Raw genomic sequence first — 16,137 nt, 5'->3', positions numbered from 1 at the left:
CGCCCCGCCTTCGCCCCCCCCGGGGCCCCACTCCGTCGATCATGGAGTTGCGGCCCGGCGAGTGCGGTATTCGTGGCTTTCGGACGGGCGGAAAGTGCAAGATCGCGAAGGCGGTGGGGCGGGACGGGGCGGTAGGGTGCGGGGGCGGGTGAGCTGGGGGAGGGCGTGTGAGCGCGGCGGAGATCATCGCCAGGCTGGCGGCGGCGGCACAGAAGCTGGACGAGGCCAAGGCGCGCACCGCCGCTGCCGCGCAGGACGCGGCCGAGGCGCGGGCGCTGGTGGCGGGCGCGCTGGAGGGAGCCACGGCGGGGCCGCTGATCGGGGTCATCGACTCCTACCGGCAGGCGCTGGCGCAGGCCGCGCAGGGCGGGGAGCCGGCCCGGCAGCACGTGCAGGAGACCATCGCGAAGGTTCAGGCGCTGGGCAACTGAGCCCGGTCCGGCATGCCGGTTTGCGCGCAGGGCGCGACAAGGGTTACCGCCGCGTAACTTTCCATTGACGTGTGTGAAATCGGACACGCATCATCGTGTCCACGATCGATCGGATCCCACCCGTCCCCTCCCGGGCCCGCCCGGGTGCCTCCCCCCGGAGGTGCAGCCCATGCTGCTCCGAACGATCCTGGCCGTCACCACCGCCGCCACCGTCCTGCTCGTACCGGCCGCCGCCCAGGCCGCCGCCGCGCAGCCCTCCGCCCCGTCGAACACGGCCGCCGCCGCGCAGCCCTCCGCCCCGTCGAACACGGCCGCCGCCGCCACCGCGGCGCAACGGGCCGCCGCCGCGGCCGCCGACCCGGTCATCGTGGTCGGTGGCCTGAGTGGAATCGCCATCGCCTACGGGCCGATCGCCGCCCGGCTGAGCGCCGACGGCTACCGGGTCTCGATCTTCCAGTTGCCGAACCTCGGTCTCGGCGACATCCGCGAGTCGGCCCGAGCGCTCTCGTCCTACGTGGACCGGGTGCGCGCCAGCACCGGCGCGGCCCGCGTCGACCTGGTCGGCCACTCCGAGGGCGGCCTGGTCAGCCGCTGGTACGTCAAGTACCTCGGCGGCGCGGCCACCGTCGACCAGTACGTCAGCCTGGGCAGCCCGCAGTACGGCACCTACGTCGCGAACCTTCTCGCCGTCCTGGGGCTGGGCAGCTGCGCCGGGGTGATCGCCTGCCAGCAGATGACCATCGGGTCGAGCTTCCTCGCCGACCTCAACGCCGGGGACGACACCCCCGGCCCGGTGCGCTGGGCCACCGTACGCACCTGGCAGGACGAACTGGTCCGGCCGGTCGACAACGCCGTGCTCGCCGACGGCGCCACGAACATCCTCGTACAGGCGTGGTGCCCGCTACGGGTCGTCGGCCACCTCGGGCTGGTGCTGGACGGCACCACGTACACGGCGGTGCGCCAGGTGCTCGCCGGTGCCCCGGTCCGGCCGAACTGCTTCGCGGTCTGACGTACGTGCCCGGGCCCGCCGTCGCGCGGGTCCGGGCCCGTCCGGCCGGGTGGTCCGGCGTCGGCCGGTTCCGGCACGCGCCGGTCAGCCCGCGTCCCTGATCACGTCGGCGGCCCGCCAGGCCAGCGCGGTCACCGGCGCGCTGGTCCAGCCGGCCACCATCACCGGCAGCACCGACGCGTCGACCACCCGCAGCCCGTCCACGCCGCGGACCCGCAGGTGCGGGTCGACCACGTGGTCGTCGCCGGTGCCCATCGCGCAGGTGCCGATCGCGTGGTAGCCGCAGTAGCCACGCGCCACCGCCGCCTCGACGATCTCCGCGTCGGTCGTGGTCGCCGTCCCGGGCACCGTCTCGGCCTTGATCCGCCTCGCGATCGGCCCGGTGCCGAAGAACTCCCGCATCCGGCGGAACAGGTCCACCGCCACCCGCCGGTCGTGCTCGGTGGTGAGGTAGTTCGCCACAATGGCCGGCGGCGTACGCGGGTCCGCGCCGGTGATCGTCAGGCTGCCCTCGCTGTCCGGCCGGGTGACGGTGCCCAGACACATCACGCCCGGCTCCCGTTCCAGTTCCAGCGCCTTGCCGGGGCGCGGCGGGGCGGCCGAGAACGGCGCCATCAGCAGGTGCGCGTCCGGGCGGTCCAGCTCCGGGCGGGACTTGAGGTGGGCCGCCACGTCCAGCACCGGCAGGGCGAGCGGGCCGCCCCCGGTGAGCAGCCAGCGCAGCGTCGCCCGGGCCTGCCCGAGCGGGCTGCCGATGGTCATGTTGTGGCCGCCGGGTTCGGCGAGGCGGTACTGGAGCACTATCGACCGGTGCTCGCGCAGCCCGGCGCCGACCCGGGGCCGGTCGAGCAGCACCGGCACCCCGGCGGCCCGCAGTGTGTCCGCCGGCCCGATGCCGGAGACCTGCAACAGGTGCGGGGTCGCGAGGGCGCCCGCGGCGAGGATCACCTCGCCGGCCGCCCGGTACTCGGTCTCCCGGCCGCCGTGCGCCACCCGTACCCCGGTGGCCCGGCCGCCCTCGACGAGCACCCGCAGGACGACGGCGCCCACCTCGACGGTCAGGTTGGGCCGGCGCCGGACCGGGTGCAGGAACGCGTCGGCGGCGCTGACCCGGCGTCCGGCGTGGATGGTGGCGGTGGGGTAGCCGATCCGCTCGTCGTCGTGGGCGTCCAGGTCGTCGGCCCGGCGCCAGCCCAGCTCGGCGCCGGTGGCCACCATCTCCTCGGCGAGCGGGTCGGTGCCGGTGGCGACGGACAGCCGCACCGGACCGCCCGTGCCCCGGTGCGGCGCTGGCCCGAGCGGGTGGTCCTCCAGTTGCGGGAACACCGCCCGCATCGCCGACCAGCCCCAGCCCAGCGGTTCCAGGGCGTCCCAGTCCCGGGCCGCGCCGCGGCTCCAGATCATGCCGTTCACCGACGTCGAGCCGCCGATCATCCGCCCGCGCTGCCAGATCTCCTGGCGGCCCGGCCCGGTGGTGGCCGGGTAGTGCCAGGCGGTGCGCTTGTCGTCCATCAGCCGGGAGAACGCCTTCGGCACCCGCACGTACGGGCTGCGGTCCCAGCCGCCCGCCTCCAGCAGCAGCACCCGTGTCCCCGGATCCTCGGTGAGGCGGTTGGCCAGCACGCACCCCGCCGCGCCGGCCCCCACGATGACGTAGTCGAACTCCTCCACAGCGGACCCCCACTCGCGAGAATCCCTCTGACAGTAGTTGCTCGATCACATTCCGCGAAAGGGCCGGGCGGCGTCCGGGTCAGGCGGCTTTGGCCAGCGCCTCGAACTCGTCGTCGGTCAGCTCCACCTCGGCCGCCGCCACGTTCTCCTCCAGGTGCGCCACCGACGACGTGCCGGGGATCGGCAGCATCACCGGCGACCGGCGCAACAGCCCGGCCAGCGCGAGCTGCGCCGGGGTGGCGCCGTGCGAGGTCGAGATCGCGTCGAGCGGGCCGCCGGGCCGGGCCAGGTTGCCGGTGGCGATCGGGAACCACGGAATGAACGCCAGGTCGTGGCGCTCGCAGTGCTCCAGCACGTCCTCGGCGCCGCGGTCGGCCAGGTTGTAGAGGTTCTGTACGGACACGACCGGCGCGATCGCCCGGGCCGCCTCGATCTCCTCGACGCTGACCTGGGACAACCCGATGTGCCGGATCTTGCCCTCCTGCCGCAGCAGCGCCAGCTCGCCGAGCTGGTCGGCCAGCGGCACCTTCGCGTCGATGCGGTGCAGCTGGTAGAGCGGGATGCAGTCCAGGCCCAGGTGGCGCAGACTCAGCTCGCACTGCTGGCGCAGGTACTCCGGGCGGCCCACCGGCCGCCAGTCGTCCGGGCCGGAGCGGGTCAGCCCGGCCTTGGTCGCGATGACCAGGTCGTCGGCGTACGGGTGCAGCGCCTCACGGATCAGCAGCTCGCTGACGAACGGCCCGTACGAGTCGGCGGTGTCGATGAACGTGGCGCCCAGCTCGTACGCACGGCGCAGCACCCGCACCGCCTCGGCCGGATCCTTCGGGTCGCCCCACACGCCGGGGCCGGTGAGCTGCATCGCCCCGTAACCGAGGCGGTCGACCGGCAGGTCGCCACCGATCCGGTAGCTGCCCGACGCCTTGGCGGGCTGAGTGCTGGTGCCCATTCGCGGTCCTCCTGTGCTCGTGCGTGCCTCGCGGAGCGGTGCTGCGCCCCGACCTCAGGACATTCCCCGAATCGTGACGGCGAAGCACTGTCAGTTGCGGCGAGCGGCCCCGGCGCACCGGGCCGCCGTGGGAGGCTGGGCGGGACGGTGGTCAGGAGGTGCGCATGGCCGCGACGCCACGGCTCGACTTCGCGCTGGACACGTACGAGTGCATCGTGCTCTACCCGGGGCCCTCGGGGCGGGCCCTGCCGGACGAGACGGTGCAGCGGTTGCAGGCCGAGCACCTCCAGCACATGCGGGCGCTGCAACGGCGCGGCATCGTGCTCGTGGACGGGTCGGTGGACGGCCCGGCCCGGGAGCCCGACCCGCCGATCGGCTTCGGCCTGGCCCGGACCGGCTCGGTGGACGACGTCCGCAGCGTCATGGAGGCCGACCCGGCGGTGCAGGCCGGGCTCTACCGGGTCGAGGTGCTCACGTTCCTCTGCCCGGCCGGCTCACTGGAGTTCCCGCTGGTGAAGACGGAGAGCTGAGCTCCGCGCGAGCCCGTGCGACGGCGTCGTCCGCTGCCGCGTACCCTCTGCCCGCCCACGGCCGTACGGCCGGGCGCGGCGGCCCGGCCCTGCCCCCGGCGGGCCCGTGACGGCGAGCGGTACGATTTCTCACCGCGCGGTCGCCGATGCCCGCCACACGACGTTCCGGTGCGGTACGCCTGACGCCCGCCCACGCGGTTGACGCGCGTCGTTGGACAACTGTTCCGCAGTCCGCAAGGGGTCGGCCGGGAGGCCGATCCGGAGGAGAGACTAGCCTGATGGGCGTGACACGCCGCGCGAAGATCGTCTGCACTCTCGGCCCCGCAACCGCGTCCCCGGAGCGTATCCGCGGGCTTGTCGAAGCCGGCATGAACGTGGCGAGGCTCAACTTCAGCCACGGCAGTCACGCCGACCACGAGTCGGTCTACCGGCTGGTCCGCGAGGCGGCCGAGGCGGCCGGCCGGCCGGTCGCCGTGCTCGCCGACCTCCAGGGGCCCAAGATCCGTCTCGGCCGGTTCGCCGACGGCCCGCACGAGTGGCGTACCGGCGACTCGGTCGTGATCACCGGCGACGAGGTGACGGGCACCAAGGAGCGGGTCTCCTGCACCTACCGCAAGCTGCCGCAGGAGGTGAAGCCGGGCGACCGGCTGCTGATCGACGACGGCCGGGTCGCGGTCGAGGTCAGCGACGTCACCGGCAACGACATCCGATGCCTGGTCACCGAGGGCGGTCCGGTCTCCAACAACAAGGGCGTCTCGCTGCCGAACGTCGCGGTGAGCGTCCCGGCCCTGTCCGACAAGGACGCCGAGGACCTGCGCTTCGCCCTCGGCCTCGGCGTCGACCTGGTCGCGCTCTCCTTCGTCCGCTCGCCGGAGGACATCAAGCTCGTCCACTCGATCATGGACGAGGAGGGCGTGCGCCGCCCGGTCCTGGCCAAGGTCGAGAAGCCGGAGGCGGTCGACCACCTGGAGGCGATTGTGCTCTCCTTCGACGGCGTCATGGTCGCCCGCGGCGACCTCGGCGTCGAACTGCCGCTGGACCAGGTGCCGCTGGTGCAGAAGCGCGCCGTGCAGCTGTGCCGGGAGAACGCCAAGCCGGTCATCGTGGCCACCCAGATGCTCGACTCGATGATCGAGAACTCCCGCCCGACCCGCGCCGAGGCCTCCGACGTGGCGAACGCGGTGCTCGACGGTGCGGACGCGGTGATGCTCTCCGGCGAGACCAGCGTCGGCAAGTACCCGGTCCTCACCGTCAGCACCATGGCGAAGATCATCACCACCACCGAGGCCGGCTCGATCGCCGTCCCCCGGCTGCAGCACGATCCGCGTACGCACGGCGGCGCGCTCACCGTCGCCGCCTCGTCGATCGCCCGGGCCATCGGCGCCAAGGCGATGGTCGCGTTCTCGCAGACCGGCGACACCGTCAAGCGGCTGGCCCGGCTGCACTGCGACCTGCCGCTGCTGGCGTTCACGCCGGTGCCGGAGGTGCGCAACCAGCTCGCGCTGTCCTGGGGCGTGGAGACGTTCCTGATGCCGTTCGTCGAGCACACCGACGACATGTTCCGCCAGGTCGACCAGGCGCTGCTCGGCCTCAACCGGGCCAACCCGGGCGACTACGTGGTGATCGTGGCGGGCAGCCCGCCCGGCACCCCCGGCTCGACAAACACGCTGCGCGTGCACCAGCTCGGTTCGCTGGTCGACGCCGCTTCGGCGCGAGCCCTCCAATGAGTGCTGTGGCGACCGGGCAGGCGGCGGTCGATCAGCTCCTGGAGGTGCTCGACCTCGCCCGTACCGGGGAGATGACCTTCCGGGGGATGAGCCCGCCGGTGGGCCCGCAGCGGGTCTACGGCGGCCAGGTCGCGGGCCAGGCCCTGGTCGCGGCCGGCCGCACCGTCGACGCGGAGCGGGCCGTGCACTCGCTGCACGGCTACTTCGTGCGCCCCGGCGACCCGGCCGAGCCGATCGAGTACCAGGTGGAGAACGTCCGCGACGGCCGTTCCTTCTCGGTTCGCCGCTCGGTGGCGTTGCAGCACGACAAGCCGATCTTCTTCATGTCGGCGTCGTTCCAGCGTCAGGAGGAGGGGCTGGACCACCACGCCCCGCTCCCGCCGGACGTACCGGGCCCGGACGACGTGCCGACCATGACCGACCGGCTCTCCCGCTACCCGGAGCGGCTCGGCATCTGGGGGATGATCCCGCGCCCGATCGACGTGCGCTACGTCGGCGAGCCCGGCTGGGTCCGCCCCGGCGACCGCCCGGCCGAACCGCACCAGCGGGTGTGGATGCGCCTGGACGGCAAGCTGCCGGACGATCCGCTGCTGCACGCGTGCGCCCTCACGTACGCCTCCGACCTGACGTTGCTGGACTCGGTGCTGTCGGTGCACGGCGAGGTGTGGGGGCCGGGCGGCGTGGTCGGCGCGAGCCTCGACCACGCGCTGTGGTTCCACAGGTCGTTCCGCGCCGACGAGTGGTTCCTGTACGACTGCTGGAGCCCGTCCGCGTCGGGTGCCCGCGGCCTGGCCACGGGCCGGATGTTCACCACCGACGGCCGGCACATCGCGAGCGCCGTCCAGGAGGGGCTGCTGCGGCGCGTCGGCGGCTGAACGCCCGATCGCTGATCGTCCGGGCGCGGGTCGGCGGGCCGGTCCGCGCCGCAGCGGACTAACCTGGCCCCATGCGTCTCTCCGCCCGGGTCGACTACGCGCTCCGCGCGGCCGCTGAGCTGGCCTCGGTCGCGGACGGGGGGACCACCGGGCGGAGCCGGCCGGTGACCGCCGAGCAGATCGCCCGCGCGCAGGACATCCCGCCGAAGTTCCTCGAGAGCATCCTGCTGCAACTGCGCCGGGGCGGCATCGTGCACGCCCAGCGTGGCCCCGAGGGCGGCTACTGGCTGGCCCGGCCGGCCGGGGAGATCTGCCTGGCCGAGGTGATCCGCGTCATCGACGGTCCACTCGCGCACGTGCGCGGGCAGCGCCCCGAACAGCTCGGCTACCAGGGTGCGGCCCGCGCGTTGCAGGACGTCTGGATCGCGTTGCGGGCCAGCGAGCGGGAGATCCTCGAACTGGTCACCATCGCCGACGTGGCCACCGGCGCGCTGCCCGGCCGGGTCAACGAGCTGGCCGCCGACCCGCGCGCCTGGAGCTGACCACACCGTCCGGCGTCTCCTACCAACCGGATGGGGGACTTGACCCGGGGCGCCTTCGTGCCGCATTGTCGACCAAGTCGATAGGAGATGCCGAAAAGTCAGGGGGCGCTCGTGCGCAAGCTGCTGATCCTCGCCCTCGTCGGGCTCGCCGCGCAACTCGTCGACGGCGCGCTCGGCATGGCGTACGGGCTGACCTCCTCGACGCTTCTCCTGTTCGCCGGCGTGGCGCCGGCCGCCGCATCCGCCTCGGTGCACCTGGCCGAGATCGGCACGACGCTCGCCGCCGGGGTCTCGCACTGGCGGTTCGGCAACGTCGACTGGAAGGTGGTCGGCCGGATCGCGCTCCCGGGCGCGATCGGTGCGTTCGCCGGGGCGACGTTCCTCAGCTCCATCTCCACCGAGGCGGCGGCACCGTGGATGGCCGCCATCCTGTTCACGCTCGGTGCGTACCTACTGGTGCGCTTCTCCCGGCCGCTGCGCGCCAACCGCGCCGCCGGCCGCCTGCGCAGCCGCTTCCTCGCCCCGCTCGGCCTGGTCGCCGGTTTCGTCGACGCCACCGGCGGCGGCGGCTGGGGGCCGGTCGCCACCCCGGCGCTGCTGGTCTCCGGCCGGATGGAACCCCGCAAGGTCATCGGCTCGGTGGACACCTCCGAGTTCGTGGTGGCCGGCGCGGCCAGCATCGGCTTCCTCATCGGCCTGGGCTCCGAGGGCTTCCTGCTGCCGACAGTGGCCGCTCTCCTGGTCGGCGGCCTGATCGCCGCGCCGATCGCGGCCTGGCTGGTCCGCATCGTCCCCGCCCAGCTGCTCGGCGCCGTGATCGGCGGTGTGATCGTGCTGACCAACGCCCGCACGCTGCTGAGCGCCGGCGGCGTGGGCGGCTCGGTGCCGGCGGTGGTGTACGTGCTGCTCGCCGGCGCCTGGCTGGTCGCCGTCGGGCTGGCGGTGCGGGCGCTGCGCCGTACCCGCCGGGCCCGCGCCACCGTCGACGCGGCCCTCGCCTCCGGTTCTGGCCCGGCGGGAGACCCTGCCGAGCCGGCGGAGCCCGCGGCGTCGAGGGATTCCGCCGAGGCGGCGGAGTCGCGGAAGCTCGCCGCCGCCGTCGAAGGCTGAGCCCTCGGGCTTCCCCGCGGGCGCGCCCCGCGCCCGCGAGGGGTGTTCCCCGGCGTGTCGCCCTCCGGCGACACACGACCTCCAACCGATATGCCTCTCGGTCATAAATATGACCGAGAGGCATATCGGTTGTCGGCTGTCTCTTTTCGCCGCCCGCCGCGACTCTGCCGTGCCGACCGCCGCCGCCCGCGACTGTGTCGCCGACCCGCCGACCCGCCGTGCCGCCGACCCGCCGTGCCGCCGACCCGCCGTGCCTGTCGCTGACCGCCGCGATGCCGGCCGCCACTGTGTCGGGACGGGATGGAGGCGTGCGACGTGCCTGGCGAGCGTCGGCGCTTGTGGGGGTGTCCGGCGTTGGCCTAGGCTGACGGAGCGCGGAGCCGAATCACCGACGTCGATGCGTTGACGTCGCCCCGTCGCGTCAGGGCACGTGTCCGCCGGTCCGGGCAGACCGGCCCCGCTCGCGTGCCTGACCTCCGCGAAAGGCATTCCCCGTGCACCCCATCATCCCTCGCCGCCGGATCGCGCTGTTCGCCGTGGCCTCGGCGGTCACCCTGTCGGCCGGCGCGCTCACCACGATGACGGCGGCCGCGGCGGCGGTCGCCTGCCGGGTCGACTACCGGATCACCAACCAGTGGAGCGGCGGCTTCGGCGCCGACGTGACAGTGACGAACCTCGGCGACCCGGTCGACGGCTGGACCGTCGGCTGGAGCTTCGCCGCCGGCCAGCAGGTCGTCCAGGCGTGGAACGCGACTGTCAGCCAGTCCGGCGCCCAGGTCAGCGCCCGCGACGCCGGCTACAACGCGGCCATCGGCACCGGCGGCACCGCGAACCTCGGCTTCAACGGCTCGTGGAACAACACGTCGAACCCGGTCCCGGCCGCGTTCACGCTCAACGGCACCGCCTGCACCGGCGCGCCGTCCACCACCCCGCCGCCGTCGACGCCGCCCCCGCCCACCACACCGCCGCCGACCACCCCGCCGGCCGGCGCGAAGCAGATGGAGGACCTCGACCGGGGCCTTGTCAGCGTCCGCTCCGGCAGCGGGAACCTGGTCTCCTGGCGGCTGCTCGGCACCGAGACCACGGGGGTGGCGTTCAACCTCTACCGCGGCGGCACCAAGGTCAACGGCAGTCCGATCACCGGGGCCACCACGTACCTGGACAGCGGCGCGGCGCCCGGCTCGCCGTACACCGTGCGGGCCGTGGTGAACGGCGCGGAGCAGGCGGCGTCGGCCCCGGCGCTCCAGTTCGCCAACGGCTGGCTGGACGTGCCGATCCAGCCGCCGCCCGGCGGCACCACCCCCGCCGGGGAGGGGTACGGCTACTCCGCGAACGACGCGAGCGTCGGTGATCTCGACGGCGACGGCCGCTACGAGTTCGTCCTCAAGTGGGATCCGTCGAACGCCAAGGACAACTCGCAGTCCGGCTACACCGGCAACGTCTACGTCGACGCGTACACGCTCACCGGCACCCGGCTGTGGCGCATCGACCTCGGCCGCAACATCCGCGCCGGGGCCCACTACACCCAGTTCCAGGTGTACGACTACGACGGCGACGGGGACGCCGAGGTGGCCATGAAGACCGCCGACGGCACCCGCTCCGGCACCGGCCAGGTGATCGGGAACGGCTCGGCCGACCACCGCAACTCCAGCGGCTACGTGCTCGCCGGCCCGGAGTACCTGACCATGTTCGACGGCCGCACCGGCGCGGCGCTGTCCACCGTCGACTACGATCCGCCGCGCGGCACCGTCTCGTCCTGGGGCGACTCGTACGGCAACCGGGTCGACCGGTTCCTCGCCGGCACCGCGTATTTGGACGGGCAGCGCCCCTCGCTGATCATGGCGCGCGGCTACTACACCCGGGCCGTCGTCGCGGCGTGGGACTTCCGCGACGGCACGCTGCGCAGGCGCTGGACGTTCGACTCGAACGCCTCCGGCAACGGCGCAGCCGCCGGCCAGGGCAACCACCAGCTCTCCGTGGCCGACGTGGACAACGACGGACGCCAGGAGATCGTGTACGGCGCCGCCACGATCGACGACAACGGCCGGCTGCTGTACTCCACCGGCAACGGCCACGGCGACGCCCTGCACGTCGGTGACCTCGACCCCTCCCACTCCGGCCTGGAGGTGTTCAAGGTCGACGAGGACGGCAGCAAGCCCAGCTCCTGGACGGCCGACGCGCGTACCGGGCAGATCATTTGGCAGACCGCGCCGAGCGGCGACAACGGCCGCGGCGTCTCCGCCGACGTCTGGGCCGGCAGCCCGGGTGCGGAGTCCTGGTCGTCAGCGGTCAACGGGCTGCTCGACACCCGGGGGCGGAACGTCGGGCGCAAACCGTCGTCGGCGAACTTCCTGATCTGGTGGGACGGCGACCCGGTCCGGGAACTGCTCGACGCCACGAAGATCGACAAGTACGGCACCGGAGGCGAGACACGGCTGCTCACCGGCAGCGGCGTCGCCTCGAACAACGGCACCAAGTCCACCCCGGCGCTCTCGGCGGACCTGCTCGGCGACTGGCGGGAGGAGGTCGTCTGGCGCACCTCCGACAGCACCGCGCTGCGGATCTACAGCACGCCCGTGACCACCGGCCTGCGGCTGCCGACGCTGATGCACGACCCGCAGTACCGGGTGGCGGTGGCCTGGCAGAACACCGCCTACAACCAGCCGCCGCACCCCGGCTACTTCCTCGGCGACGGCATGAGCACCCCGCCCGCGCCGAACATCTACCTGCGCTGAAACGGCAGGCACCGGGTCGCCGGCCGCGGAATCCGCTCCGCCGGCGACCCGGTGCACCACACCGCAGCATTCCCGACCCGTCCCGACCGGGAATGCCGTACCACCACCGGGGACAAAGTTATGCGTCCCGCGCGACGGCGCGGTGACGTGGCTATGAAGAGCGTGTTTCAGCCCTCCCGGCGCAGCCCGCCCGCCACCTTCTCGGCGATCAGCTCGAACGAGCGGACCCGGTCGGCCACGTCGTACACCATCGTGGTGAGCATCAGCTCGTCCGCGCCGGTGCGCTCCAGCAACCCACCGAGCTGCCGGGCCACCGTCTCCGGCGAACCGGTCGCCTGGCCGTCGCGGCGCTGGGCGACGAACTCCCGCTCGAACTCCGAGTACGGGTACGCCGCCGCCTCTTCCGGCGTGACCAGCGGCTCCGGCCGCCCCGACCGCAGCTTCAGGAACGACAGCCCGGCCGGCCCGGCCAGCCACTGCGCCCGCTCGTCGGTCTCCGCGCAGACCGCGTTGACCGCCACCATCGCGTACGGCCGGTCCAGCCACTGCGACGGCCGGAAGTTCTGCCGGTAGAGCTGCAACGCCGGGATCGTGTTCTGCGAGCTGAAGTGGTGCGCGAACGAGAACGGCAGCCCGAGCAGACCGGCCAGTTGCGCGCTGAACCCGCTGGACCCGAGCAGCCACACCTGCGGCGACTGGCCGCGGCCCGGCGTCGCGGTGATCGGGCCCGGCTCGGCGCCGGAGAAGTAGTTCATCAGGTCGGCCAGCTCACGCGGGAAGTGCTCCGCGGACAGGCCCTCCATGGTGCGGCGCAGCGCCAGCGCGCTCACCTGGTCGGTGCCGGGCGCCCGGCCGATGCCCAGGTCGATCCGGCCCGGGTGCAGGGCCTCCAGCGTGCCGAACTGCTCGGCCACCACAAGCGGCGCGTGGTTGGGCAGCATCACGCCGCCCGAGCCGAGCCGGATCGAGCTGGTGTTCGCCGCCAGGTGCGCGAGCAGCACCGCCGGGGCGGAACTCGCGATCGCGGGCATGTTGTGGTGCTCGGCCACCCAGAACCGGCGGTAGCCCAGCTCCTCGGTGCGGCGGGCCAGCTCCGTGGTGCACCGCAGCGCCTCACCGGCGTTGCCGGTCGCCGCCACCGGGGCAAGATCAAGAACAGACATCGGTACGTCGATCACAGCGTGGTGCAACAGGCCACGTGCCGGAATTGTTCCGCCGGGTGCGCTACCCCATACCCCGGGCCTGCTCGAAGATCAGGCTGGTCTGGGTGTGCTGCACCGCCGGATCGACAGCGAGATGATCGAGCACGAAGTCCCGCAGCGCGTCCCCGGAGGCGGCCCGCACGTGCAGCACGTAGTCCTCCGCGCCCGCCACGTGGAACACCGACACCACCCCCGGCAGCCGTACCGACCGGGCCCGGAACGCGTCCACGGCGGCCCGCTCGTGCGCGGTCAACCGCACCGAGACCAGCGCCTGCAACGGCAGGCCCACCGCCGCCGGGTCCACCTCGGCGTGGAACCCGCGGATCGCCCCGCACTCGCGCAGCGCCCGGGTACGCGTCAGACACGTCGACGGCGCCACCCCCACCCGCTCGGCCAGCGCGTTGTTCGGCAGCCGACCGTCGGCCGCCAGTTCGGTGAGGATCGCGCGGTCGGTGTCGTCCAGGCCGGAGAACGGCCGTACATCATTCGGTGCGGCAGGCATCGGACCATCCTTCACCGAATCGGAGCCGCACGGAAGTGCATCTTCCAGAATCTTGTTCGCTGCTCTTGCCTCCCGCCATCGTCATGTTCGACGCTTCCGGCATGACTTCCGTGGACACCGCAGCCGTACACGCCGGGCGCGCCGACCTCGCCGGGCTCGGCGTCCACGTCCCGCCGATCGACCTGTCCACCACCAACCCGCTGCCCTCGGTCGCCGGCGGCGGGGACGACTACGAGACGCTCGCCACCGGCGGCACCCTCCCGGCCGGCGGCAGCGCCGTCTACCAGCGCCTCTGGAACCCCACAGTGGCCCGGTTCGAGACCGCGCTCGCCCAGCTCGAAGGCACCGCCGAGGCCGTCGCGTTCGCCAGCGGCATGGCCGCGCTCACCGCCACCCTGCTCGCTGCCACCCGCGACGGCAAGCGGCACGTCGTCGCCGTCCGTCCCCTCTACGGCGGCACCGACCACGTCCTCGCCACCGGGCTGCTCGGCACGGAGGTCACCTGGGCCACCGCCGCCGACGTGGCCGCAGCGATCCGCCCCGACACCGCCCTGGTCGTGGTCGAGACGCCGGCCAACCCCAGCCTCGACCTGGTCGACATCGCCGCACTCGTCCACGCCGCCGGTGACGTCCCGCTGCTCGTCGACAACACAGTCGCCACGCCGGTGCTCCAGCAGCCCGCCCGCCACGGCGCCGCGCTCGTGCTGCACAGCGCCACCAAGAGCATCGGCGGCCACGGCGACGTCCTCGCCGGCGTCGTCGCCTGCGCACCCGAGTGGGCCGCCCGGCTGCGTCAGGTCCGCGCCGTCACCGGCGCCGTCCTGCACCCGCTCGGCGCGTACCTGCTGCACCGCGGCATCCAGACCCTGCCGCTGCGCGTCCGCGCCCAGCAGGCAGGCGCCGAGAAGCTCGCCGCCTGGCTCGCCGGGCACCCTGCCGTCGAGCGCGTCCACCACCCGTCGCTGCACGACCCGGCCGGGCTGGTCGGCCGTCAGATGTCCGGCACCGGCAGCCTGCTCGCCTTCGAGGTGCGCGGCGGCGCGCCCGCCGCGGCCGAGGTCGCCGGCGCCTGCGAGCTGATCACCCACGCGGTGTCGCTCGGCGGCGTCGACACGCTGATCCAGCACCCGGCGTCGCTCACCCACCGGCCGGTCGAGGGCGACGCCAAGCCGTCCGGCGGGCTGCTGCGCGTCTCGGTCGGCCTGGAGGACCCGGAGGACCTGCGGGCGGATCTCGCGCAGGCGCTGTCGCGGATCTGACGCCCGGCCGAGTCAAGACTTCGGGCCGACATGCCGGTCCAGCGCGGCGACGGCCTCCCGACGGGCTACGGACAGCGACCACGGCAGGTTCATCCGCCACGCGATGCCGAGCAGGTCGAGGGACCACTGGCACAGCGCCATGATGTCGGTGGAGCGGTTGGAGAACATGTAGCGGGGATAGACGTATTCCTTCCCGCGAACGACGACCCGGTTGGCGAAGCGGCAGCCGTCGGAGTGGAACAGACCCCGCAGCAGGTCGCCCGGCTGGGCCTCGACGATGGTGCGCTGCCAGTCGGCCAGGACGATCGGTCGCTCGTGTTTCTTGCCTGGCCCGTGCTGGGGAAACAGGCACGGCCAGTGGGCGGCGGTGCTCTGTACGGCGACACAGCCCCGCTTCTGGATGCGCTGCACCTTGTTGGCCAACACCGCCCGCATCGCGGCGTCGCACTTATCGATCAGGTTCGGCCAGGCGTCGGCACAGTAGACGCGGAGCACCGGCGTTCGGTCGGTGGTAACCAGGTGCCCGTCACCGAGATAGAGCCCGAGCAGGTAGGCGTAGGCGGCGGGATCAGGCGGCCCCTCCTGGTCGGGGCGGCAGCGGAAGCAGCGGACCGCGCTGCCGAAGACTGCCGGCTGGGGCCGGTCGACGCACCAGTGCCAGACCGTGGTGTAGGGCAGGGAAAGGCTGCGGGCCACCGAATGGATGTTGTGACCCCGGGCGCGAAGGGCGCGGGCTCGTGCCCGCATTTCGGGAGGATGCACAGCAACATCCTCGAACACGTGTATGACAAGAAGTGCCGGGAGCGGGATTCGAACCCGCAAGCCCTTTCGGGCAGAAGTGTTTGAGACTTCCGTGTATTCCGTTCCACCATCCCGGCGGGGTGCGGTAACTGTACCCGACTAGGCTCATGCGGGAGCATGGGTGGTGACCGTGCCGGGATCGATGGTGGGAGTGGCTCGTGGGCGAGATGCAGGCGGACGCCGAGCGCAAGCGCGTTCTGATCGCCGAGGACGAGGCGCTCATCCGGCTGGACCTGGCCGAGATGCTCGTCGAAGAGGGCTATGAGGTGGCCGGCGAGGCCGGTGACGGTGAGACCGCCGTCAAGCTCGCCGAGGAGCTCAAGCCGGACCTGGTCATCCTCGACATCAAGATGCCGATCATGGACGGGCTGGCCGCCGCCGAGCGGATCGCCGGCGCGCGCATCGCCCCGGTGATCATCCTGACCGCGTTCAGCCAGCGTGACCTGGTCGAGCGGGCGCGGGCGGCGGGCGCGATGGCGTACCTGGTCAAGCCGTTCCAGAAGAGCGACCTGGTGCCGGCGGTCGAGATCGCGCTGTCCCGCTACTCGGAGATCGCCGCGCTGGAGTCGGAGGTGGCCGGTCTCACCGACCGGCTGGAGATCCGCAAGACCGTCGAGCGTGCCAAGGGCGCGTTGATGACCACGTACGGGATGAACGAGCCGCAGGCGTTCAAGTGGATCCAGCGCACTGCGATGGACCACCGGATGACCATGAAGGAGGTCGCCGAGCGGATCCTCGCCGAGACCGCCGGCGGCGAGGTGGAACAGCCCACGCCCTGACCCGCCCGGGAGGCGTCC

The 16,137-nt window shown here is 73.0% G+C and carries 15 protein-coding genes and 1 tRNA gene; 10 read left to right on the top strand and 6 right to left on the bottom strand.

The window, feature by feature from the left end:
- The first annotated feature begins 167 nt into the window (after positions 1-167).
- Positions 168-431 carry a DUF6244 family protein gene (locus KSK32_RS02380; protein ID WP_013287536.1) on the top strand — a complete coding sequence of 88 codons (264 nt, stop codon included), beginning with the start codon at positions 168-170 and terminating at the stop codon, positions 429-431.
- A 169-nt stretch (positions 432-600) separates the two neighbouring features.
- Positions 601-1,440 carry an alpha/beta fold hydrolase gene (locus KSK32_RS02375; protein WP_216928218.1) on the top strand — a complete coding sequence of 280 codons (840 nt, stop codon included), beginning with the start codon at positions 601-603 and terminating at the stop codon, positions 1,438-1,440.
- Between the two features lie 84 nt (positions 1,441-1,524).
- Here the strand turns inward: KSK32_RS02375 and KSK32_RS34485 are convergent, their stop codons facing one another.
- The gene (locus KSK32_RS34485) at positions 1,525-3,111 is read right to left on the bottom strand and encodes a GMC family oxidoreductase (RefSeq protein ID WP_216928217.1); all 1,587 of its coding nucleotides are present in this window, start codon (positions 3,109-3,111) and stop codon (positions 1,525-1,527) included.
- 79 nt (positions 3,112-3,190) lie between these two features.
- Entirely contained in the window at positions 3,191-4,057 is an 867-nt protein-coding gene (locus tag KSK32_RS02365) for an aldo/keto reductase (RefSeq protein WP_216928216.1), read from the bottom strand.
- Between the two features lie 164 nt (positions 4,058-4,221).
- On the opposite strand from KSK32_RS02365, the gene KSK32_RS02360 reads away from it, so the two are divergent.
- From KSK32_RS02360 to KSK32_RS02335, 6 genes are all read left to right on the top strand, one after another.
- Positions 4,222-4,587 carry a YciI family protein gene (locus KSK32_RS02360; protein WP_013287532.1) on the top strand — a complete coding sequence of 122 codons (366 nt, stop codon included), beginning with the start codon at positions 4,222-4,224 and terminating at the stop codon, positions 4,585-4,587.
- 278 nt (positions 4,588-4,865) lie between these two features.
- The gene (pyk, locus tag KSK32_RS02355; RefSeq protein WP_216928215.1) at positions 4,866-6,314 is read left to right on the top strand and encodes a pyruvate kinase; all 1,449 of its coding nucleotides are present in this window, start codon (positions 4,866-4,868) and stop codon (positions 6,312-6,314) included.
- Positions 6,311-7,189 (top strand): acyl-CoA thioesterase II, encoded by an 879-nt coding sequence (locus KSK32_RS02350; protein ID WP_216928214.1) that lies wholly within the window; start codon positions 6,311-6,313, stop codon positions 7,187-7,189. Before pyk ends, KSK32_RS02350 begins: the two co-directional genes overlap by 4 nt.
- Positions 7,190-7,260: 71 nt before the next feature.
- A complete protein-coding gene (locus KSK32_RS02345; protein ID WP_216928213.1) occupies positions 7,261-7,731 on the top strand; it encodes an Rrf2 family transcriptional regulator in 471 nt (156 codons plus the stop codon).
- 111 nt (positions 7,732-7,842) lie between these two features.
- Entirely contained in the window at positions 7,843-8,841 is a 999-nt protein-coding gene (locus KSK32_RS02340) for a sulfite exporter TauE/SafE family protein (RefSeq protein WP_216928212.1), read from the top strand.
- A gap of 494 nt (positions 8,842-9,335) precedes the next feature.
- Positions 9,336-11,576, top strand: coding sequence for a cellulose binding domain-containing protein (locus tag KSK32_RS02335; RefSeq protein ID WP_216928211.1), 2,241 nt, complete (start codon positions 9,336-9,338; stop codon positions 11,574-11,576).
- A 167-nt stretch (positions 11,577-11,743) separates the two neighbouring features.
- Here the strand turns inward: KSK32_RS02335 and KSK32_RS02330 are convergent, their stop codons facing one another.
- On the bottom strand, positions 11,744-12,739 hold the full coding sequence (locus tag KSK32_RS02330) for an LLM class flavin-dependent oxidoreductase (protein ID WP_216928210.1): 996 nt from the start codon (positions 12,737-12,739) through the stop codon (positions 11,744-11,746).
- 61 nt (positions 12,740-12,800) lie between these two features.
- A complete protein-coding gene (locus tag KSK32_RS02325; RefSeq protein ID WP_216928209.1) occupies positions 12,801-13,280 on the bottom strand; it encodes an Lrp/AsnC family transcriptional regulator in 480 nt (159 codons plus the stop codon).
- 83 nt (positions 13,281-13,363) lie between these two features.
- On the opposite strand from KSK32_RS02325, the gene KSK32_RS02320 reads away from it, so the two are divergent.
- Complete coding sequence (locus tag KSK32_RS02320) at positions 13,364-14,539, top strand: PLP-dependent aspartate aminotransferase family protein (RefSeq protein ID WP_216928208.1); 1,176 nt, start codon at positions 13,364-13,366, stop codon at positions 14,537-14,539.
- A gap of 12 nt (positions 14,540-14,551) precedes the next feature.
- Here KSK32_RS02320 and KSK32_RS02315 read toward each other — a convergent pair whose 3' ends face one another.
- Entirely contained in the window at positions 14,552-15,235 is a 684-nt protein-coding gene (locus KSK32_RS02315; protein ID WP_289256477.1) for a transcriptional regulator, read from the bottom strand.
- 99 nt (positions 15,236-15,334) lie between these two features.
- A tRNA-Leu gene (locus KSK32_RS02310) sits at positions 15,335-15,417 on the bottom strand.
- Between the two features lie 81 nt (positions 15,418-15,498).
- Here KSK32_RS02310 and KSK32_RS02305 point away from each other — a divergent pair.
- Positions 15,499-16,119, top strand: coding sequence for an ANTAR domain-containing response regulator (locus tag KSK32_RS02305; protein ID WP_216928207.1), 621 nt, complete (start codon positions 15,499-15,501; stop codon positions 16,117-16,119).
- Positions 16,120-16,137 lie beyond the last annotated feature (18 nt).

Origin of the sequence: Micromonospora sp. WMMB482 (genome assembly GCF_019038635.1) — a bacterium.
GTDB lineage: Bacteria > Actinomycetota > Actinomycetes > Mycobacteriales > Micromonosporaceae > Micromonospora > Micromonospora marina.
This window is presented reverse-complemented; position numbering and strand designations above follow the sequence as displayed.